The 20,873-nt window shown below is 53.0% G+C and carries 15 protein-coding genes and 1 tRNA gene; 10 read left to right on the forward strand and 6 right to left on the reverse strand.

Going from position 1 to position 20,873, the window contains the following annotated elements:
* Nucleotide 1 precedes the first annotated feature (1 nt).
* The 6 genes from G5574_RS04875 to G5574_RS04900 all read left to right on the forward strand — a co-directional run bounded on the left by G5574_RS04875 (nucleotide 2) and on the right by G5574_RS04900 (nucleotide 9,132).
* Entirely contained in the window at nucleotides 2–3,022 is a 3,021-nt protein-coding gene (locus tag G5574_RS04875) for a sarcosine oxidase subunit alpha family protein (RefSeq protein WP_164482138.1), read from the forward strand.
* Nucleotides 3,015–3,689 (forward strand): sarcosine oxidase subunit gamma, encoded by a 675-nt coding sequence (locus G5574_RS04880; RefSeq protein ID WP_081011341.1) that lies wholly within the window; start codon nucleotides 3,015–3,017, stop codon nucleotides 3,687–3,689. Before G5574_RS04875 ends, G5574_RS04880 begins: the two co-directional genes overlap by 8 nt.
* Nucleotides 3,690–3,755: 66 nt before the next feature.
* Nucleotides 3,756–4,616, forward strand: a complete 861-nt coding sequence (purU, locus tag G5574_RS04885; RefSeq protein WP_164482139.1) for a formyltetrahydrofolate deformylase — start codon at nucleotides 3,756–3,758, stop codon at nucleotides 4,614–4,616.
* A gap of 155 nt (nucleotides 4,617–4,771) precedes the next feature.
* Nucleotides 4,772–6,430, forward strand: a complete 1,659-nt coding sequence (locus G5574_RS04890; protein WP_039338067.1) for a BCCT family transporter — start codon at nucleotides 4,772–4,774, stop codon at nucleotides 6,428–6,430.
* Nucleotides 6,431–6,490: 60 nt separating this feature from the next.
* A complete protein-coding gene (locus G5574_RS04895; protein ID WP_033740948.1) occupies nucleotides 6,491–8,374 on the forward strand; it encodes a DUF294 nucleotidyltransferase-like domain-containing protein in 1,884 nt (627 codons plus the stop codon).
* A complete protein-coding gene (locus G5574_RS04900; RefSeq protein WP_033740392.1) occupies nucleotides 8,374–9,132 on the forward strand; it encodes a 3'-5' exonuclease in 759 nt (252 codons plus the stop codon). The genes G5574_RS04895 and G5574_RS04900 overlap by 1 nt, the downstream gene beginning before the upstream one ends.
* A gap of 201 nt (nucleotides 9,133–9,333) precedes the next feature.
* Here G5574_RS04900 and G5574_RS04905 read toward each other — a convergent pair whose 3' ends face one another.
* Complete coding sequence (locus tag G5574_RS04905) at nucleotides 9,334–10,698, reverse strand: MFS transporter (protein ID WP_164482140.1); 1,365 nt, start codon at nucleotides 10,696–10,698, stop codon at nucleotides 9,334–9,336.
* Nucleotides 10,699–11,281: 583 nt separating this feature from the next.
* Here G5574_RS04905 and fdhA point away from each other — a divergent pair.
* A complete protein-coding gene (gene fdhA / locus G5574_RS04910) occupies nucleotides 11,282–12,469 on the forward strand; it encodes a formaldehyde dehydrogenase, glutathione-independent (RefSeq protein ID WP_164482141.1) in 1,188 nt (395 codons plus the stop codon).
* Between the two features lie 287 nt (nucleotides 12,470–12,756).
* On the opposite strand, the gene G5574_RS04915 is transcribed toward fdhA, so the two are convergent.
* Together G5574_RS04915 and yajD are read right to left on the reverse strand one after the other, a co-directional pair.
* Entirely contained in the window at nucleotides 12,757–14,556 is a 1,800-nt protein-coding gene (locus G5574_RS04915) for a DNA/RNA non-specific endonuclease (RefSeq protein ID WP_164482142.1), read from the reverse strand.
* Between the two features lie 272 nt (nucleotides 14,557–14,828).
* Nucleotides 14,829–15,176 (reverse strand): HNH nuclease YajD, encoded by a 348-nt coding sequence (gene yajD, locus G5574_RS04920; protein WP_033740398.1) that lies wholly within the window; start codon nucleotides 15,174–15,176, stop codon nucleotides 14,829–14,831.
* A 489-nt stretch (nucleotides 15,177–15,665) separates the two neighbouring features.
* On the opposite strand from yajD, the gene G5574_RS04925 reads away from it, so the two are divergent.
* Nucleotides 15,666–15,741, forward strand: a tRNA-Asn gene (locus tag G5574_RS04925).
* A 180-nt stretch (nucleotides 15,742–15,921) separates the two neighbouring features.
* Nucleotides 15,922–17,205 (forward strand): tyrosine-type recombinase/integrase, encoded by a 1,284-nt coding sequence (locus G5574_RS04930; RefSeq protein WP_164482143.1) that lies wholly within the window; start codon nucleotides 15,922–15,924, stop codon nucleotides 17,203–17,205.
* A 183-nt stretch (nucleotides 17,206–17,388) separates the two neighbouring features.
* Here G5574_RS04930 and G5574_RS04935 read toward each other — a convergent pair whose 3' ends face one another.
* The 3 genes from G5574_RS04935 to G5574_RS04945 form a co-directional block, all read right to left on the reverse strand.
* Entirely contained in the window at nucleotides 17,389–17,736 is a 348-nt protein-coding gene (locus tag G5574_RS04935; RefSeq protein WP_164482144.1) for a hypothetical protein, read from the reverse strand.
* Nucleotides 17,729–18,193 carry a conjugal transfer protein TraD gene (gene traD / locus G5574_RS04940; RefSeq protein ID WP_164482145.1) on the reverse strand — a complete coding sequence of 155 codons (465 nt, stop codon included), beginning with the start codon at nucleotides 18,191–18,193 and terminating at the stop codon, nucleotides 17,729–17,731. The genes G5574_RS04935 and traD overlap by 8 nt, the downstream gene beginning before the upstream one ends.
* 183 nt (nucleotides 18,194–18,376) lie before the next feature.
* Complete coding sequence (locus G5574_RS04945; protein ID WP_164482146.1) at nucleotides 18,377–18,925, reverse strand: hypothetical protein; 549 nt, start codon at nucleotides 18,923–18,925, stop codon at nucleotides 18,377–18,379.
* Between the two features lie 388 nt (nucleotides 18,926–19,313).
* Between G5574_RS04945 and mobQ the strand changes: the two genes are divergently transcribed.
* Nucleotides 19,314–20,789, forward strand: a complete 1,476-nt coding sequence (mobQ, locus tag G5574_RS04950) for a MobQ family relaxase (protein ID WP_164482147.1) — start codon at nucleotides 19,314–19,316, stop codon at nucleotides 20,787–20,789.
* The last annotated feature ends 84 nt before the right edge of the window (nucleotides 20,790–20,873 follow it).

Consider the following 20,873-nt stretch of genomic DNA (forward strand, 5'->3'; position numbering starts at 1 on the left):
CATGAGCCAGAAGAATCGCCTGCCGTCCGGCGGCAGAATTAACCGTTCCAGTACGCTGACCTTTACGTGGAATGGCAAGCCGTATCAGGGCTATGAAGGCGATACCGTCGCCTCCGCCCTGCTCGCCAACGGCATTGATATTGTCGGTCGCAGTTTTAAATACAGCCGTCCACGCGGCATTGTCGCCGCCGGCGCTGAAGAGCCGAACGCAGTGCTACAGCTTGGCGCGACAGAAGCCACGCAGGTGCCAAACGTGCGCGCTACCCAGCAGGCCCTTTATGACGGTCTGGTCTGTTCGGCCACCAACGGCTGGCCGTCTGTCGAATCCGACCTGATGAGTCTGGTAGGCAACCTTGGCGGCAAAGTGATGCCGCCGGGGTTTTACTACAAAACCTTTATGTATCCGCAATCGATGTGGCCGACCTATGAGAAATTCATCCGCAAAGCCGCCGGTCTGGGTCGCGCGCCACGCGAAAAAGATCCCGATATCTATGACGCCATGAACCAGCATTGCGATCTCATGGTTGTGGGCGGCGGGCCTGCGGGCCTGATGGCGGCACTCGCCGCCGGTCGCAGCGGCGCCCGCGTCATCCTGGCGGATGAGCAGGATGAATTCGGTGGCCATCTGCTTGCCAGCCGGGAACAGATTGACGGCAAACCGGCGATGGAATGGGTCAACAAGGTGGTGGCGGAACTGGCGACGATGCCGGAGGTGACGCTGCTGACGCGCGCCACGGTGAATGGCTATCACGACCATAACTTTCTTACCGTTAACGAGAACCGAACCGACTACAAAGGCGATCGCGCTGCGGCGGCCCAGGTTCGCCAGCGTATGCACCGCGTCCGGGCACACTGGGTCGTGCTGGCCACCGGTGCCCAGGAGCGACCGCTGGTGTTTAGCCATAACGATGTACCGGGCTGCATGATCCCTTCTGCCATCTCCACCTACATCAACCGCTATGGCGTGGTGCCCGGTCACCAGCTGGTGCTGATGACCACCAATGACAGCGCTTACCGAACCGCGCTCGACTGGGCTGATGCGGGACGCGAGGTGGTCGCCGTGGTAGATACCCGAACCGTGACCAAAGGTGAACTGGCCGCCGCTGTTCGTGGCCGCGGTATTCGAATCATCACCGGCAGTGCCGTTATTGAAGTAAAGGGCAAAAAGCGCGTCAGCGGCGTCACGATTGCCGCCCTGGATAAAAAAGGTGAGGCGATCGCCGGCAAGCCCTTTTCCCTCACCTGCGACACCGTAGCCAGCTCTGGGGGCTGGAGCCCGGTCATTCATCTGGCGGGCCATACCGGCAGCCGTCCGGTCTGGAACACGGACGTGACGGGTTTCCTGCCCGGGCCGACACATCAGAAACAGTTGACGGCAGGCGGCATCAACGGGCGCTATGCGCTTGGTAACGTGCTGCAGGAAGGCATCAGTGCCGGGCAGGACGCTGCGCTGAAGCTGGGCCTGACGCCGGTCGAGGTCGCCCTGCCCGATGTGAAAAAGTGGCTGGAACATCCGCCCGCCGCCCTGTTCCATATTCCGCACATCAAACCGATCAGCCGCGCACCCAAGCAGTTTGTGGATTTGCAGAATGACGTTACGGCCGCCGGTATCGCTCTGGCAACGCGGGAAGGGTTTGAAGCGATTGAGCACATTAAACGCTATACGGCAATGGGGTTTGGCACCGATCAGGGAAAGCTGGGCAACATCAACGGCATGGCGATTGCCGCCAAAGTGATGGGCAAGAGCATCCCCGAGACCGGGACCACGGTATTTCGTCCGAACTATACGCCGATCGCCTTTGGCGCTATCGCGGGGCGTAACTGTGGTGAACTGTTTGAACCCAAACGCTTCACCGCCATGCACCCGTGGCATGTCAGGCAAGGTGCGATGTTCGAGGATGTCGGCCAGTGGAAGCGCCCCTGGTACTACCCGCGTGCCGGCGAAACGATGCAACAGACGCTGGATCGCGAATGTCGTGCGGTGCGCAATGGCGTGGGCATTCTGGATGCGTCCACGCTGGGCAAAATTGATATTCAGGGCAAAGATGCCCGTGAGTTTATCAGCCGTGTTTATACCAACGCCTGGGCCAAACTGGGCGTCGGCAAATGCCGTTACGGTCTGATGTGCGGCGAAAGCGGCATGGTGTTCGACGATGGCGTGACGTCATGCCTGGCGGAAAACCACTTCCTGATGACCACCACCACCGGCGGCGCGGCACACGTCATGGAATGGCTGGAGTTGTACCATCAGACCGAATGGCCGGAGCTGGAAGTGTTCTTTACCAGCGTGACCGATCACTGGGCCACGATGACCGTATCCGGCCCAGACAGCCGCAATTTACTGGCTGAACTGTGCAGCGACGTCTCGCTGGACAAAGAGACCTTTAAGTTTATGGACTGGCAGGAAGGCAAGATAGCGGGCGTACCGGCACGACTCTTCCGTATCTCCTTTACCGGTGAGCTGTCGTTTGAGATCAACGTACAGGCCAATTACGGCCTGTACGTCTGGGAGAAACTCTTTGCGCACGGCGCAAAATACGATCTGACGCCTTACGGCACCGAAACCATGCATATCCTGCGCGCCGAGAAGGGATTCATCATTGCCGGTCAGGACACCGACGGCTCGGTGACGCCGCACGATCTCAATATGAGCTGGTGCGTCGCGGACACAAAACCGTTCAGCTATATCGGCAAACGCGGCATGGCGCGGGCTGACTGCGTACGTGACCAGCGCAAACAGCTGGTCGGGCTGAAAACACGCGATCCTATGATCGTCTTGCCGGAAGGCGCACAAGCGGTGGCCGATCCTGCTCAGCCTGTCCCGATGGATATCCTGGGCCACATCAGCTCCAGCTACTGGAGCGCTAACCTGAATCGCAGCATCGCCATGGGCTTTATCAAAGGCGGGCTGTCTCGCATGGGCGAAACCGTATTCTACCCGCTGGCCGATGGCCGGGTGGTCGAAGCGGAAATCTGCAGCACGGTCTTTATCGATCCGAAAGGAGAACGTCAACATGTCTGAAACCCTCTTACCTGAAACCAAACCGGCAAAGACTGTCAGACAGGTGGCGGTCATGGATCAGTGTGCGCCTGCGCAGGTACGCGCCGAATCCCCTCTGCATCACGCCGGGCTGGACAAGCTGGCGGCCAGCCATGCGCAGCCCGGTGGCGTTCAGCTGCGCGAACAGGCGCTGCTGGGCCATCTGGTGCTGCGCGGTTCACAGCAGAACCGGAGTTTTATGCGGGGTTGCCTGACGGTGCTGGGTGTAGCGCTGCCCACCGTCCCCCTTACCTCCTGTGAAGAGGGCGACATTTCTGTGCGCTGGCTGAGTCCCGACGAGTGGCTGGTGGTTCTGCCAATGGATCAGCTGTTTCCGGTGGAAAAAGCGTTGCGCGCAGAGATTGACGGTCACTACTCCGTGGTCAACGTCAGCGGCGGACAGACGATACTGACGCTCTCCGGCAAACATGCCATTGATGTGCTGAAGAAAAGCACGGTGTTGGATCTTCATCCCCGTGCGTTCCCGGTGGGCAAAGTCGCAGGTTCGGTATTTGCCAAAAGCAGCGCACTGATCCGCCGGACCGGCGAAGACCGCTGGGAACTGGTCGTCCGTCGTAGCTTCGCCGACTACATCTGGCTGTGGTTACAGGATGCCAGTCGTGAATATGGCCTGACCATTACGAAGTAATGCCCTGTTGTGCCGGCCGGACGCGTTTCCGACGGCACGCGTTTCTCTTCTTCACAGGAGCTGCCCATGAGCGCGCTGCCCGATTCATGGATTTTTACCGCCAGTTGCCCGAGTAAACTGGGTACCGTGGATGTTGTGACCCGATTCATGGCAGAGTCCGGTCACTACATCAATGAAATACACTCTTTTGATGACAGGGTCAGTCACCATTTTTTTATTCGCGTTGCCTTTTCACCCGCCTCCCCCTTCAGTACCGACCTTTTTCGGGATAATTTCACGCCGCGCGTGATGCCCTTTGAAATGCACTGGCAACTCACGCCGCCGCAGCATCGCGAACGCGTCGCTATTCTGGTGTCTAAATTCGATCACTGTCTTAACGATCTGTTATTTCGTCACCGCACCGGCCAGCTCAATATTGATGTCCCGCTGATCATTTCTAACCATCCCGATCTCTGTTCCCTGGCCGAATGGCACGGTATTCCTTATTACCATCTGCCGGTAAATAACGCGAACCGCGCCGAACAGGAAGCCCGCATTATGGCGCTGCTGGCGCAGCATCATATCGACCTGGTAGTGCTGGCCCGTTATATGCAGGTCCTGTCACCTGCCATGTGCGAAAAACTCGACGGAAAAGCCATCAATATTCATCACTCCCTGCTGCCGGGCTTTAAAGGCGCGCGCCCTTACCATCAGGCCTGGGAAAAAGGGGTAAAAATGGTCGGTGCCACTGCCCACTATGTGAATAACGATCTGGATGAAGGCCCGATTATTACCCAGGGCATTCAGAGCGTCGATCACGCCCTTTATCCGGATGACCTGATTAGTCGTGGACAGGATATTGAGCGGGTAACGTTATTTAATGCCGTGCGTTATCACGTCGAAAAACGGGTGTTTTTAAGCGGCAAACGTACGGTGGTGTTCAGCTGAATGAAAGGAAAGGAGACTGATAGCCGCACTCTTGCACCACAGGAAAACAGGGATTGTCAGGGATGAGCGAAACGATGTCCGTTAACTAAAACAGAGCCAGCCCGGTGTGCTGAGGATGGCATTAACAACAACGAACAAATCGCGAGGAAATGATTATGGCAGACGCCAGAGATCCCATGCTGCCTGACGGGGACGTCGCACCTTATGATACTGATTATCAGGTGGGGCAGGACAATATCGTGGTAAATGTTGGCCCCTTCGGTCTGGATATTCACAACCGGGTATTTGTTCTCTCCGGGATGGTCATTATTGCCTTTATCGTTTTAACGCTCGTCTTTCAAAGTGATGTGGCACCGCTGTTTAAAGGAATGCTGAACTGGCTGACCACCCGACTCGACTGGTTCTTTATCAGTGCCGGAAATATTTTTGTTCTTCTCTGTCTCGGCCTGATTATTTCCCCCCTCGGTAAAGTGCGCCTCGGCGGCACGCTGGCCCGCCCTGACTACAACTACGTGACCTGGTTCTCCATGCTGTTTGCCGCCGGAATGGGCATTGGCCTGATGTTTTATGGCGTTTCCGAACCTTTGTCGCACTTCTCCAGCTCAATGGGTGGCACCGTCGTGGAAAACGGTGTACGTACCGACTGGGCTCCCCTGAATGGCGCAGTTGGCGCGGCCGACAATGCGCAGCAGCTGGCGATGGCCGCCACGATTTTTCACTGGGCGCTGCATCCCTGGGCCATTTACGCCTTTCTGGCATTAGGTCTGGCGCTGTTCTCTTTCAATAAAGGTTTACCGCTGACGATTCGCTCGCTGTTTTATCCGCTGCTGGGCGACGCGGTGTGGGGCTGGCCGGGACACATCATTGATATCCTGGCTGTACTGGCGACGCTGTTTGGTCTGGCAACCTCGCTGGGGCTGGGCGCTTCCCAGGCGGCGTCCGGCCTGAATTTTCTGTTTGATGTGCCATTAGGACAAACTACGCAGATTGTCCTGGTGATCGTCATCACCGCGATTGCCACCTTTTCGGTGGTGGCCGGGCTGGATGTCGGCGTACGGCGGTTATCTGAAGCCAACATGATTCTGGCTGGGTTACTGCTGCTGTTTATCATTGTGGTCGGCCCTACCCTGATTTTGTTTAGCGGTTTTTTCTCAAACCTGGCTTCCTATCTTGCGTTTTTGCCCGCCCTGTCGAATCCGGTTGCCCGCCCTGACAGCAATTTTGCCGCAGGCTGGACCTCGTTTTACTGGGCATGGTGGATCTCATGGTCGCCCTTTGTCGGGATGTTCATTGCACGCATCTCGCGTGGTCGCACGGTGCGTGAATTCATGATCTCGGTACTGCTGGTGCCGTCACTGGCCTGCGTGCTGTGGATGACGGTGCTGGGCGGCACCACCATTCATCAGTATTTCACCGAAGGCTATCAGAGCATTGCCGATGCTGTTCTGCCGCTGCAGTTGTTCACCATGCTGGATACGTTGCCGCTGGCAAAAATCACCTGCGTGGTGGCGATTATTCTGGTGGTGGTGTTTTTTGTGACGTCGGCGGATTCGGGCACGCTGGTCATCGATATTATTGCTTCCGGTGGCAAGATCGACTCTCCCACTTCACAACGCGTGTTCTGGTGCGTGTTTGAAGGGCTGGTTGCGATAACGTTGATCCTCGGCGGTGGGCTGGATGCACTACAGGCGATGGTGGTCTCGACCGGGCTGCCGTTCGCACTGGTCTTGCTGATCGCCTCAGTCGCGGTGGTGAAAGGACTGATGTCAGAACCGCGGCTGGCACGTTCTGCCCCTGCGGTGCGTAATCAATAAGTCAGCGTTGAGCGGACCGCGCAGGTCAGGCTGTCCGCTGTGGCAGAAAAGGAGGTCACCGTGCAGTCAGCCCATCAGGAAATTATCGACTTCATTCAGCGCTATCCGCCGTTTGACACCTTACCGCTCACGGCGCTGGCGCGCATCGCCGCGCACATTGAGGTCAGCTATTTCAAAGCCGGAACGCCTGTTCTCACCTTTGGCCAGCCTGTCGATGCCTGGTATGTGATTCGCAGCGGCGCGGTGGAAATCTACCGACGCAATGGCGATCTGTATAACCGACTGACGGCCGGGGGCTATTTTGGCGAATTTGGTTTGTTGCGCGAAAACAGCGTACGCTTTCCGGTGACCGCGCTGGAAGATACGCTGACTTACCTGATCCCGGCCCCGATTTTTAATGCGCTGTTTCGCAAATACGAGGAATTTGCCGATTTAGTGGAAGTGGAGGACCGCACCCGTCTCCGGCAAACCGTGGCGCGCACAGAAGAGGCTAACGGCCTGATGGCCTCCCGCATTGAGGCGCTGATTAGCCGACCGCCCGTTACCCTCGACAGCCGGGCCACGGTGCGCGACGCCGCGGTGAAAATGAGTAAAGAGGATGTCTCCTCGCTGTTGATCGTGACGCCGATGGCAGAAGTTAACCCCGCCGTCAGGCCGGCGCTGACCGGCATCGTGACGGATAAAGACCTGCGTGAGCGGGTCATCGCGGGTGGACTCGGGTTTGAGACACCGGTGAAGGCGATCATGACCGCACCGCTGAACCATGTGGAACATTATCAGCTGGTGTCTGAAGCGATGCTGACCATGATGCAGCACAATATTCATCATCTGCCGGTGATGAAAAACGGCTGTCCTGTCGGCGTGATTTCACAATCGGACATTATCCGCTACGAGTCGCAAAACAGCCTGTTTATCGTCAGCCGTATTTTTCACTGCCAGCGCCCGGACGAACTGAGCGCCCTGAAAAACGAGGTGCGTGCCTGTTTCAGCCGCATCGTACGTGAAGATGCCAACTCGCAGATGACTGGCCGCGCCATGGCGGTCATTGGTCGCAGTTTCACGCAGCGCCTGCTGGCGCTGGCCGAGGCGGAACTGGGGCCGCCGCCGGTCCCCTACTGCTTTATCACCCTGGGTTCGATGGCCCGCCAGGAGCAACTGCTCGTCACCGATCAGGATAATGCCCTGATCCTGGATAACCGTTATGACCCGCTGCGCCATGCGCCCTATTTTATGGCGCTGACCCGACGCGTGAGTGACGGGCTGGACGCCTGCGGCTATCGCTACTGCAAAGGAAATATCATGGCGACAAACAGCCGCTGGTGTCAGCCGCTCTCCGTCTGGGAACGCTATTTTGATGAGTGGATCGATTCGCCCTCACCGCAATCACTGCTGGACAGCGCGATTTTCTTCGACCTGGACGCCGTCTGGGGCCAGGTGGAATGGGGAGAACAGCTTAACCAGCGTATCAGACACAAAGCGCGGCACAACGCCCGTTTTCTTGCCTGTCTGGCGCGCAATGCCTTGCTGCGAAAGCCGCCGCTGGGGTTCTTTAAAAACTTTGTGATGGAGCCCTCCGGCCAGCATACGCAATCCATTGATATGAAACGGCGCGGAACGGCCCCGCTGGCCGATCTGATTCGTGTGCATGCGCTGGCGGCGGGCGCAACGGCGCATAACTCCTTTGATCGGCTGCAGACGATTATGCAGGCCGACATTTTGCCCCACGGACGCGGTCAGGATCTGCGGGATGCGCTGGAGTTTATTTCGATGGTGCGCATCCGCCACCAGGCGCAGGATGTGGAGAACGGCCAGGAACCGGACAACCGGATTGAACCGCTTAATCTGTCTGACTTTGAGCGCAAGAATCTGAAGGATGCCTTTCAGATCCTCAGCAATGCGCAAAAATTTTTAAAATATCGCTATCAGCCAGGGCGGAGCGTTTAATGCTGCATATCAATAAAGCATTGCTGTCGCCCTGTGTTCGCGCCCGCCAGGACAGTGTGCTGCCGCAGGACTGGCCCGCCGTCCTCGCCAGACGGGCCAGGGAAACGCGCCATGCCGCGCTGAAAAACTACTACTTGTCTGGCATGCCGTCACCCGATACACCGTTGTCCGACGTTCCCTTACTGGCGATGGATTTTGAAACCACCGGCCTGAATCCTCAGCATGATGATATTGTCAGTATCGGTTTACTGCCGATGAGCCTGTCGCGCATCCGTATCCAGGGCAGCCAGCACTGGATACTGAATCCGCGTGCCGACCTGCGAACAGAGTCGGTGGTTATTCACGGCATCACACATTCCGCAATTGCCCGCGCCCCGGACCTGAATGCTGTGCTGCTCAGGCTGCTGGCAATGATGGCGGGAAACGTGATGGTGGTCCATCACAAAGGGATTGAACAGCCTTTTCTGGATGCAGCATTTAAAAAGCGCATTGGCGAAGGCATTGTGTTCCCCTGTATCGATACGCTGGCGCTGGAGGCGCGCGTTATTGCGGCACAGCGGCAAAACGGCTGGCGACAGAAATGGTGGCGACCGCGCCCCCGACTGTCGTTGCGCCTGTCTGACTGTCGGGCCCGTTATCATCTGCCGCACTATCCGGCCCACAACGCGCTGACCGATGCGCTGGGCTGCGCCGAACTGTTACAGGCGCAGATTGCGCATCATTTCTCAGCCAGCACGTTGCTTGGCGATCTTGGGTGACCCGTCGGGTCACGCTTTCTCTGACGTGTTGACACCGCAATGGGTGATAAGCACTTCCCCTGCGATGCTGCACAGTCCGTGGCCTGCTTCGCGCCGATGCCGGCCCTCGTTATGCGGAGGAATGCTTATGTCGCAGTTTTATGCGCCGCCAGCGAGGCCATCAGAAGTTAACCCGGGCGGGTGCCCGGTTGGTGTTATGCCTCACACCGGCTCCTTGCGGGCGACCGTCCCCACGTGCTTTACCGCACCCTGTTGCCGCGAATGCGGATGTGCGGCGTCATCCTGCAAAGAAATACGTGAGGTTTCGGGCAAGCTCAGTCCGCCCGCCAGCGCCAGCACCGCGACCGCAACAAGATAAAAGGCCGGTAACAGCGTATTGCCTGTGTAGTCAATGAGCCAAGTTGCCACCAGCGGTGCGGTGCCGCCGAAAAGCGTATAGGCCAGATTGTAGGTAATGGCAGAGGCGGTATACCGTGCCCGCGTGGGGAAGACTTCGGAGAGTAACGCGGCCGTCACGACGCCCGAAAACACCGCCCCCGTCGCTAACAGCATATCCCCGAGGATGGCGGCCCAGAGCGGGCCCGAACTGGCCAGCCACCAGGCCGGTAAGACACTTACGATCACCCATCCGCCCGCGACAGCCACCGTCTTTCTTCTGCCTATCCCGTCACAAAGCGCTCCCGCTACCGGACAGAGCCCCGCCGCAAACAGCAGCGCGAGGAAGGAGACCAGCAAGGCCGAGGCCCGACTGAAGTGGCCCTGCAACTGGAGAAAGGTCGAGAAGTAGGTGGTAAACATATAAAACGTCAGCGCGGTTAAGGCGATAAAGGCCCCCAGCCGCAGGATGTTTCCTGTCTGCTGGCGTAACGTGTCAGCAAGTGCCGCATGTGTTCCCGCCTCTTCGCGACGTGCAGCCCGGAAAGCAGGCGTTTCTTCCATACGAATGCGCAGATAAATCCCCACCAGCCCCAGCGGGGCCGCAATCAGAAAAGGAATACGCCAGCCCCACGCGCGCATCTGATCCTGGCCCAGCGCGGCGTCTGACAGAAAAGTGATAACTGCCGCAGCCGCGAAAGCAGAAAACGTCGAGACCGTGATAAAGCTTCCGTACCAGGCGCGTTTACGTGGCGGTGAATGCTCCATCACATAGGCGCAGGCTCCGGCATATTCCCCTCCTGCCGAAAATCCCTGAATACAGCGGGCCAGCGTCAGCAGAATCGGGGCCATGATCCCCAGATGCCTGTCGGTCGGAAGCAGGCCAATCAGCGTGGTCGCGCCCGCCATCATGAGTACCGTCAACGACAAGATACGTTTACGCCCATATTTATCCCCCAGCATACCGAATATCACCCCACCTAATGGCCGCAAGGCAAACGCCACGGCAAACACCAGGAACGTCTGTAATAAGGCGGTCTGCGGAAGTGCCTGTGAAAAAAAGTTTTGGGCAATAATCGTGGCCAGGAAACCATAAACGGCAAAATCAAACCACTCGACAAAATTACCTATAGCGGCAGCGGCGGTTACCTTTCTGAGCGTAGCGGGCGACGCGGGCGTAACAATATTCATTGTCCTGTTCCTTCTACGTAATGATTAACACTCAGCGACCATTGCGGTTGATGATATATTGCGGTCGACATGCCAGAAATAACCGTCAGCGATACGGTAATCCTCTGGCGATAACGATCGCAGGGTATTCAGGCACGATATTCTGACGCGTTATTTCGTAACTGCCGGGTTATTGCAATCCTTAATTAAAACCTGACCGCCTGAAAAAAATAAAGTCAACACGCGTGAGCTAATTCATTTTTATCATAGCACTGTCTGACGTGAAATAACGGCATAGGAAAAGCCTATATAATAATAAGCGACGTTGTCGCCGACAGATAATTACAGGTCGTTTTTAATAAAATCATTTTATTTATTTTCGACAGGATGTCCGGACAGGCTTTATTGCACAATGGCGATCTGTTTTTATTATTTCTGTCGATGTCGCCATTCTGCGTTTTTTCCCGTCCCGATGTCGTTGTCAGATCATTTAAGCACCACTGACTTGCTTACACTGCCTTTGCAGACCGGTAAGTACCTCACCCTACATGCATGATACCGCGCTGCCAGACAGACCTCTTAATCAGCCAGACAGGACATTACTATGGGAAACGCTTCCAATAAAGGTGTGGTATATCAGGGGCCCGGTAAGGTTGAAGTGATGGATATTGCCGATCCGAAATTCGTCAGCCCCGCGGGTAAAAAAATCGATCACGCGGTCATCATCAAAGTGCTGTCGACCAATATCTGTGGCTCCGATCAGCACATGGTACGTGGACGCACCACCGCACCGGCGGGCATGGTGCTGGGGCATGAAATTACCGGCGAAATCATTGAAAAAGGCACCGACGTTGAAATGCTTAACGTGGGAGATATTGTCTCTGTCCCCTTCAACGTGGCCTGCGGACGTTGTCGCTGCTGCCGGGAACTGGATACCGGCGTGTGCCTGACGGTTAATCCGGCACGCGCTGGCGGCGCATTCGGCTATGTCGATATGGGCGGCTGGGTTGGCGGACAGGCGAAATATGTCATGGTGCCGTATGCCGATTTTAACCTGTTGAAGTTCCCTGACCGGGATCAGGCGCTGGCAAAAATTCTGGATCTGACCATGCTGTCAGACATTCTGCCGACTGGCTTTCATGGTGCGGTCACGGCGGGCGTAGGCGTCGGTTCGATGACCTATGTCGCGGGCGCGGGCCCGGTTGGCCTGGCCGCGGCAGCCTCAGCGCAAATTCTGGGTTCAGCGGTCGTGATGGTGGGTGATTTCAATCAGGATCGCCTGGCGCATGCAGAAAAAATGGGCTTTGTGCCCGTCGACCTGAGCAAACACGATCGCCTGGGTGAAATGATCGCGGATATCATAGGTGTGCCGGAAGTCGACTCGGCGATTGATGCGGTCGGCTTTGAAGCGCGAGGCCATTCGGGTAAAGAGCAGCCGGCTACTGTCCTTAACAGCATGATGGCTGTCACCCGGGTGGCCGGTAAGATTGGTATTCCGGGACTGTATGTAACAGACGATCCGGGCGCTCAGGAGCAGGCAGCCCGTGAAGGATCCCTGAGCCTGAAGTTTGGCCTGGGCTGGTCAAAGGCGCAAACCCTGCACACCGGACAAACGCCAGTGCTGCGATATAACCGCCAGCTCATGAATGCAATTTTGCATGACCGGTTACCCATCGCGAAAATTGTGAACGCCAAAGTGCTGCCCCTTGAACAGGCGGCCGAGGGTTATGCCAGCTTTGATGCCGGCGTGGCCGCCAAATATGTCCTGGATCCACACGGTTTGCTGGCGTAGGCCTTGTCTGCCCCGATGCCGGGACAGGTCGCGGCATCGGCTTACTGTCTTCTTGCCGCCAGTGGCGCGGTTAACCCGTCGGGTTAATGTCATGGTTTAGCCGGGGCGAACCGCGAACACATGCAGCGATCGTCCGGCTGAATCTCAGGCTGGCATACTGCTCAGGGCGTTGCTGGCGGGCAAGTCGGCCGACACGTCAGTGATGACAATCTACGAATTCTGCCCGTTCGGAACACCAGAACGGGCAGTGTGATGTCCCTTACATTCAGCCGATTGCCGCCGTCCCTTTATAACACCTCAGACCAGCTCATAATCAGCTTTGCCTGCACAGGATCGGCCAGCAGGCTGGGATCGGGTTGCCAGCTGTCCCAGTCGCGGAACGCGCTGAAATCAAGCCCGGTGAGTGTTTCAAGTGAACGAATCGAAACGCGGTATTCATCCACCTGCGGGACCGCTTCCGGCTGCTGAAGCGGCAGTACGCGGCGCGGTTCGTCCAGCAACTTATCCTGACTGACCAGCAGTGCGGTGGCCTGCGGCGTGCCCTGCGGCCCGATGCGCAGTACCACTTTCCAGAACATCAGTGGCACCTGTAAGTTCCCGTATTGCCGGTGCTGATCGTTAAGTACCGGTCCGGTCAGCACGCTAATCTGCTGTTTGGTTTTTAACACACCATATTCAAGGATGTAGCGCTCAACACCTTGCCAGTACTGCACACTCTGGTTAAAGCGAAAATGCTGCGGTGAACAGTTGGTAAAGTGAAACGTGTCTTTATTGGCGCGCACTGCTTCGGCCACAGTGCCCCAGGTCGGATCGCTACGGCGGGTGAGATGGCCCCGATCAAACCAGCGGCTGAATTCACTATAGAACGCCTGGCCGGTGATATAGCGACTGTCGATACGGCTGTCTTCATACCAGCGGTCGCCTTCAGGGAGCAGCGAAGGTTGTCCACTGCCGCGGTCAATATTGATGTAGCGCGCACCATCAATATTGGTGGCTGTGAAAAAGGCCAGCTTCCGCCCTGCGCTCATGATCAGCGAGAAGTGCTCATAATCCAGCGTGGCTTCTGCACCGCTGCGCCCATTACGCAGCGGTGCGACTTCACTGGCGCGTGGCGCGATAATGCCGGCGACATCAACATGCGTGCCCGACAGAAAGCCCGCCTGATAACCGTCGCGATTAGCGTAATTTTCATCGGGTGCAGCGGCACTGGGCAACACCTGTTCCGCTGCAGGCTCAGCCTTGAGCGCCTGCATCAGCGACGATTGCCAGGCTTCAGGTAACGTCGGCAGCGCGCCTTTAAGCCAGTCGGTAAGCGCGCTGATGCGGATGCCTTCATTGACCCATTTTCCGTTCTCTTCCACGCCGCCGTGATGAAGCGCCACCAGCTGCCAGCTGTCATTGAAAACGGGTGCGCCCGACGAGCCACCTTCGCTGTCGGCTTCGTAGTGCAAAAACTCTTCATGACGGGCTAACAGTGCATTATTGCGCAGCGAGACCTGCTGCGGCGCACCGCCGGGATGGTGGATAAGATTAAGGTGGATGCCCAACGCATGTTTATCGTTGCGGTCATTGAGCGCCAGCGGCAGCGGTTGCTCGCCACTGTCGTCAAGCGCGTCGCCTAACGCGATCAGCGTGCAGTCCAATGCTTCGGTCGGGCTGGTGAGCCAGAAGCGTTCCGCATCCACACTGAAAAGACGTCCCTGAATCATCTCACCCGCTTCCCCCTGGCGGTAGCCAAACTGAAGCGTAATACGGCCTTTTTCAGGCGGTTCAGGTAACAAATGGTGATTCGTGACAAACAGGTTGCCCCAGGTTAAAAACCCACTGCCTTTGGGTACGCCATCTTCCCTGACCAGTGCCACCGCCCTGGCGGCGCTCAGCCCCTGCTGCAAAAAAGAGACGGGCAGCAAATCATTCGTGCCGATGATGACCTGTTGTCTGGCGCGTTGCTGAAAGGCATAACGCTGTGCGCGTCGTGAATCAGGTTCCGCTGGCAGACCCTGACTCAGCGCCGTGCGCGTCTGTTGCCGCTGTCCGGCTGTCAACGCCAGCCTTGCGGCAATCTGTGCTTGCAGTTGCTCGTTCATTCACTTCTCCATGGTCGACGGTGCCCCTTTAACCATAGCTGTTTAAAACGGAATACGCGGCAGGTGAGCATATCAACGGACATACTGCACTTTTGCACTGAGAGGTGAACGACATCACCAGGCTGTTGATTCAGCCTCGTGCTGAAGGGCTTTGCCCCTGGGGGATAAGCGGCGAACAGTCAGAGAGGGAGTGGATAGCAGGCGCATAAAAACGGATGCGCGTCTGGCCGCTGTCAGGCACGAACGCAAAGGTCACGTCCGGGCCTTCAGTCTTACTTTTTCTTATCCAGCATTGCCTTTAAATCCGCAAACGGATTATAGGTGGCTTCGCCCACGTCTTTTTGCGCGTCCTCACCCGCCACAACCCGGGTGCCATACTGGTCAGCTTCCGTATACTTCGAGTGTTCGTGATCGTGGCAGTACAGGCACAGCAATTCCCAGTTACTGCCATCTTCCGGGTTATTGGTGTGGTCGTGATCAATATGATGAACCGTTAATTCACGCAGGTTGGAATAGACAAACTCGCGCGAACAGCGCCCACAAACCCATGGATAGATTTTCAGGGCTTTCTCACGGTAGCCACTTTCAAGCCGTGAGTAGTTTTTTGGAATCAACGCCATGACGATATTACCTGTGATAAAGAGTGTTTGAGACAAGCTACAGGGACGAATGCTGCATACTACGTCCGTGGATGGCGCAACGCTAGCCTTCTGCGGTGCGTTTGTGGCTGTGGTAAGGAAGACGTAGCACGCTATCGCTTACCGATATGCTGTGGAAACCTGTGGCGCGAATGCACTCGACGTGAATGAACAAAAGCAGGCTATGCACGTTTATCAAAAGCTGGGCTTTGTCATCATGGGCCGCCTGGAACAGGATGGTCAGGCTAATCCGTTTCCTTTGTTGCATAGGCATCGATGATGCGGGTCGCACTCACCTGTCCGGCATGGGTGCTGTGATAAAACCATTTTATGGATGAAGAAGAGCAGGAATGCGCAAAGTTGCGCTTGAAACAACCAGAATGCTGAATCCTTCAGCAAACAGACTGTCCGGCGCGAAAACCGCTTTGACTCAGTAAGATCAGTCCATTACTATGCGCCCTGTAGCACGATTCCTCTGTAGTTCAGTCGGTAGAACGGCGGACTGTTAATCCGTATGTCACTGGTTCGAGTCCAGTCAGAGGAGCCAATTTAAAGAAACCAGATGTCTACTGACGTCTGGTTTTTTGCTTTCTATCAATTGGTTATTCCCTTCACCATGTCTACTTACGTCTGTTAAAAAATACTCGAAGCTACACCCCTTTGCTGGTAAAAATACTGGTAAAGCTGGTTCGGTTTTTCTTTTACCAGCATTCAGGGGGTAACCGCCATGCCACTTACTGATACCAAAGTAAAAAATGCCAAACCTGCTGAAAAGGCTATTAAGCTCACTGATGGGTTCGGTCTCTACCTGCTGGTACATCCTAACGGTTCAAAGTACTGGCAGTTGGGTTATCGCTTTGAAGCGAAACAAAAGGTGTTTTCAATAGGTGTCTACCCTGCCGTTTCTCTGGCAGAGGCAAGGCAACGCCGTGACGAAGCCAAAAAACTTTTAGCATCCGGAATTGATCCCAGCGCTAAAAAACAGGCTGACAACAAAACCACGATGGAAAAGCGTAACAATACTCGCGCTTTTAAAACCGTTGCTAAAAGCTGGTTTGCAACTAAAACTACCTGGTCAGAAGATTATCAGCGCTCAGTCTGGACTCGTCTTGAAACTTACCTGTTTCCTGATATCGGCAACAAAGATATCGGTGAGTTAGATACAGGTGATCTGTTGGTTCCAATCAAGAAGATTGAGACACTCGGTTATCTTGAAATCGCTATGCGGGTAAAACAGTACGCTACCGCTATCCTGCGATATGCTGTTCAGCAAAAGATCATCCGCTTCAATCCTGCCTATGATCTGGAAGGTGCTGTACAGAAGCCACAGACAGAGCATCGGCCTGCAATTGAACTCGAAGAGATACCAGCACTTCTGGAACGTGTTGAGGGTTATCAGGGACGTAGCAGGCTAACGTTACTGGCGATCAAGCTCAATCTCCTGACGTTTGTGCGTTCTAGTGAACTACGATTCGCCAGATGGTCAGAAATCGATTTTAAAAGTGGGCTTTGGGTCATCCCGGAACAGCGTGAAGCAATTGAAGGCATTAAGCATTCTGCTCGTGGTGCCAAAATGCGAAGGAAGCATTACGTCCCACTGTGCAATCAGGCACTGGCAATTTTGGAAGAGCTAAAAAACCTCAGCTATGACGTGTATGGTGAAGATGGTTTTATCTTTACTGGCTGTTATGACGCGATGAAGCCAATGAGTGAAAACACAATCAACAAGGCGCTACGTAAAATGGGCTATGACACCAAAACCGACTTGTGCGGTCATGGTTTCCGAACCCTCGCTTGTAGTGCTCTGATTGAATCAGGTATCTGGTCAGAAGATGTTGTTGAGCTTCAAATGAGCCATATGGAAAAGAACAATGTCCGTGCAGCCTACACACATAAGGCCAAACATCTTGAACAGCGCCGCTTAATGTTACAATGGTGGGCTGATTTTCTCGATGCGAATAAGAATTCTATGGTAAGACCGTTTGATTTCGCAACTAATAAAAATCATTAGAATAACAATAACGGGAAAGCCCCTCTATAAGGGGCTAAACGGTAAAGAAAAAAATTAATAATACAATCTAGAATGACATTCAAGCAACAAATGTCAATACTGAATATTAAATTTAATTCCTGCCGCACCCGGTGGGCTTGTCCAACCCTTCACAGACCAAAACAAGTTTTAGTCTGTTCAGCGTTATATCTGAAAAGTCTTTACTTGATTCATAGCAGTGAAAGCTGTCTTATCTTTTTTACACTGTTCGAGTGCTCTGGACAACTTTTCATAAAACCGCTGATTTGAATATATCTGAGCAAGTTCTTTACCAGGCATCGCCATTCTGTTTCCAATGTTTTTTCTATAACTTTTAATAAAATTTTCAATATCAACTTTAAACTCATCATTGAAGATATTTTCAAATTCAGTTGTGGCGATTTCCGGATAACACTCAGAGAGAGTTGAGAACAGAAAAAAAGCCATGTAATCTGTTGCAGCCGCGATAACCTCATCGTTACTTTCTATACCTTCCAGTGTAAGTTCATTCATTTTTATTTTTCTTCTCTGCCAGTTTCTTTTCAAGCATTGCAGAAAAAGTGTTATTAAGCTGCATTGTTTTATTTTTTTCAGTATTTTTTATCATTGCATCAGGATGAGTAACATTTTCCGATTCTTGATGTACCTTAGTATCATTTTTTTCACGATCTGTTTTTTTAATGTAATTTTTATTTTTTTGCTCTTTTCTCAGATTCTCATTCTCTCTGGCTCTGGCCCCGTTACTTAACCAGGTTTTTCGTTGTATATCTGTCGAACTGGCGAAAGTCAGAAGAAAACCAACTAACAAATCATGATTAATATCCATCCCCAGATACTTTGCTACTTCACCACCTAATACAATTTTTCTATGCGTTTTTTCTTTTCGGGTTAGTGCTTTTTCTTTTGTACTTAATCTGTTCAGTTCCTGCTGTGCTGATGCAAGTAGTTGCTGTAAATTTTTTCTTTCCATTAAATTTCTCCTGTAATATTAAATCCGATCACCAGGCACCACAAAACTGTATTGAGACCCAGCAATATCATTGTACTTTCATTCAACGAACCCAAAGCCATGAAGGGTTCGATCTTCATATAGTTCTCCTTATTCAGTAATCTATTTTTCAGTAAACAAAGGGATATATCTTTTTGTTTTTTATTATCGTTTAGTGGCGGCAACCAAAACGTCGAGACGGCCTTTTATCACTTCATGTTGTTGTCCAGCATTAATCACGCCATTAAAACAGTCGAACAGCATTGATTTTTCATACTGCTGCATACTGAACCACCCACCTTTCCTGTCTGCTCGCCTACGATCTGATGCAAAGGAAGATAAAATCACCTCTCGTTTAACCGAAAGGCCAAATAACTGCCTGATGACTTCTCTGGCGGTAGCATATGTACTGTCGATGCTGAAATAATTCAGGAAAAGCCCCGTTACGATAATAATCAGCTCCTGCATGATGCTTCTTTTCAGGGAAGATATCGCGTTACCATACCACCCTGACAGGGTTCTGAAACGGGTTTGTTCGCTGGCTTCCAGCAGTTGAGGTTCATATTCGCTGCGGATAGCAGCAAAGGCTTCTTTAACCGAGTTTTCTTTTAATCTGATGCGCATACTTTCGCTGTTGTCGCTGTAATCAATCAGAAACCATTTTGTTTCCAGATCACCATCCTCATTGTTAATGACATTAATTATTTTATTCATCTTTACCTCTATTGTTGTCTTAATCTGAATAAGACAATTATCACATCTTTTTTATTTGGCAAATTTTACAAGCATTAAATACCGAGTTATATTATTAATATAAGCAATACGGAAACATCCCTTCTTCGATTTATATCCCCTTACCCCAAGCTTACGCGCCTCTTCTTTCGGCGCTTAGATCCAGAGAAAAACTTGACCATTGTTTTATTTTGATTCGGCGCAAGCTGAATAAAAAATAAATACAATGCCCACTTATACATTGCTTCGCAACGTGTGGGCCTGGCGGGGGCCTTAAAGTCAAAACATAATTTTTTCTTGCGAAAAACTAAAAGCAGCAAAGGTCAACACCTTTAAAAAAAATTAAAACCAGCAGGAGCACTTTTGTAGTATGGCAATATTTCATTTATCGTTTAGTATGCTAAAAAGATCCGCAGGAAAATCGTCCTGCTATCTTGCCGCATATAACGCAAGAGAAAGAATAGAAGACGTGAGAACAGGAGACGTGTACGATTATTCATATCGTTCTGACCTGTTCCATCACTGCATTCTTGCACCAGAACACACACCTTTTAATATTATTGAAAACTCTGCTGTGTTGTGGAATGAAATTGAGAAAGTTGAGAAAAGAAAAGACGCCCAGCTCTCACGTTATTTTGATATCGCTATTCCTGTTGAACTTGATAACGATGCCAAAATCGCGTTAGTGAAAAACTACTGTAAACGCAATTTTGTCAATAAAGGCATGATTGCCGATATCTCATTCCATGACCTTGACGGTCATAACCCACATGCTCATGTAATGCTGACGCTACGCGAGATAACACCGCAAGGATTCGGCAACAAGAACAGAAGCTGGAACGAGCATGATTTAATGGACGAATGGCGTGCGTCATGGTCCAGAATGTCTAACCGTGCGCTGGAACGTAGCGGTTCAGCGAATCGCATGGATCACCGTTCCCTTGCAGCACAGCGTGAAGAGGCTGTTGCTCTGGCTAAGGCAGCACAGGAAGCGGGAAGACTGGATATCGCAAACGAGCAACTGGCTAAGGCCATTGAACTTGATCGCCCTGCGCTTACCAGGATAGACCGTAAATCATGGCACACCAAAAGAGCCAAAGCGTTACGTTCCGTAGAACAGGCGCAAGCAGCACAGACAAAACAGGCCGCTAACGATTTCAGGCAGTTGTTTAACAGTGATGTGGGTCATCTCATGACCGTCAACCTCAACACTTTCCGTATTGAACGTCTGAAAGCAAAACCAGAACCACAGCAACCGATACAACGTTCGCCAGAACTCGCTCGTCAGCCTGTACTTGTTGTACCAGAGAAGAAACGCCGCTTTAAGCCTGCCGGGGTTAAGCCAAAGGATATGTCCCTTTACTATGGTGTTGCGCCTAAAACAGCAAAACCAACGCTGTTGAGACGTAGGCGTAAGATCAAATTGCACAAGCTGTATGATTTTATTAAAACTTTTATGAGTGTGTTGGTGAAACACTCTATTCATAAAGCCATACCAGAACCCACTATCACTACCGTAGCCGCGCCAGCCGTTATCGATCCGCAGCAAGACGCAAAAAACCTAACGGATATTTCGCTTGATGAGATCATGATTGACCCCGTTACTAAATTGAAGATCACCCGCAGACAGTGGGAGGCTATGGGGACTACCAGTAAATCAGCAGACGTTTCCGTACCTCCGGACGCTAACTACAACCACGAGCCTGAGAAAAAACACAAGCCAGACAAAACAAGCGAATCAATTTCCTTTCCACCTTTACCAAAGGAAAAGAAAGTTTCAACAAAATCAAAAGGTTTCACGCAGCCAAAACTTCGCTTTGGTTCTAGCAAGCACAAAGATGAATGATTTTTAATCAAAACAATCAATTCAGAATGATTAATAATCCTTTGATAAGCTCGTAACAACAGGAACTTTAAGGCAAAATAGATC

It is taken from the genome of Pantoea stewartii, assembly GCF_011044475.1.
Classification (GTDB): Bacteria; Pseudomonadota; Gammaproteobacteria; order Enterobacterales; family Enterobacteriaceae; genus Pantoea; species Pantoea stewartii.

Bases quoted from the DNA above. Each gene is read 5' to 3' on its own strand.
- purU (WP_164482139.1), top strand. From the start codon at position 3,756: ATGAGCGCGCTGCCCGATTCATGGATTTTTACCGCCAGTTGCCCGAGT.
- yajD (WP_033740398.1), bottom strand. From the start codon at position 15,176: ATGGCGTTGATTCCAAAAAACTACTCACGGCTTGAAAGTGGCTACCGT.
- G5574_RS04930 (WP_164482143.1), top strand. From the start codon at position 15,922: ATGCCACTTACTGATACCAAAGTAAAAAATGCCAAACCTGCTGAAAAG.
- G5574_RS04935 (WP_164482144.1), bottom strand. From the start codon at position 17,736: ATGAATGAACTTACACTGGAAGGTATAGAAAGTAACGATGAGGTTATC.
- G5574_RS04890 (WP_039338067.1), top strand. From the start codon at position 4,772: ATGGCAGACGCCAGAGATCCCATGCTGCCTGACGGGGACGTCGCACCT.
- G5574_RS04905 (WP_164482140.1), bottom strand. From the start codon at position 10,698: ATGAATATTGTTACGCCCGCGTCGCCCGCTACGCTCAGAAAGGTAACC.
- G5574_RS04875 (WP_164482138.1), top strand. From the start codon at position 2: ATGAGCCAGAAGAATCGCCTGCCGTCCGGCGGCAGAATTAACCGTTCC.
- G5574_RS04880 (WP_081011341.1), top strand. From the start codon at position 3,015: ATGTCTGAAACCCTCTTACCTGAAACCAAACCGGCAAAGACTGTCAGA.
- G5574_RS04915 (WP_164482142.1), bottom strand. From the start codon at position 14,556: ATGAACGAGCAACTGCAAGCACAGATTGCCGCAAGGCTGGCGTTGACA.
- fdhA (WP_164482141.1), top strand. From the start codon at position 11,282: ATGGGAAACGCTTCCAATAAAGGTGTGGTATATCAGGGGCCCGGTAAG.
- G5574_RS04900 (WP_033740392.1), top strand. From the start codon at position 8,374: ATGCTGCATATCAATAAAGCATTGCTGTCGCCCTGTGTTCGCGCCCGC.
- mobQ (WP_164482147.1), top strand. From the start codon at position 19,314: ATGGCAATATTTCATTTATCGTTTAGTATGCTAAAAAGATCCGCAGGA.
- traD (WP_164482145.1), bottom strand. From the start codon at position 18,193: ATGGAAAGAAAAAATTTACAGCAACTACTTGCATCAGCACAGCAGGAA.
- G5574_RS04945 (WP_164482146.1), bottom strand. From the start codon at position 18,925: ATGAATAAAATAATTAATGTCATTAACAATGAGGATGGTGATCTGGAA.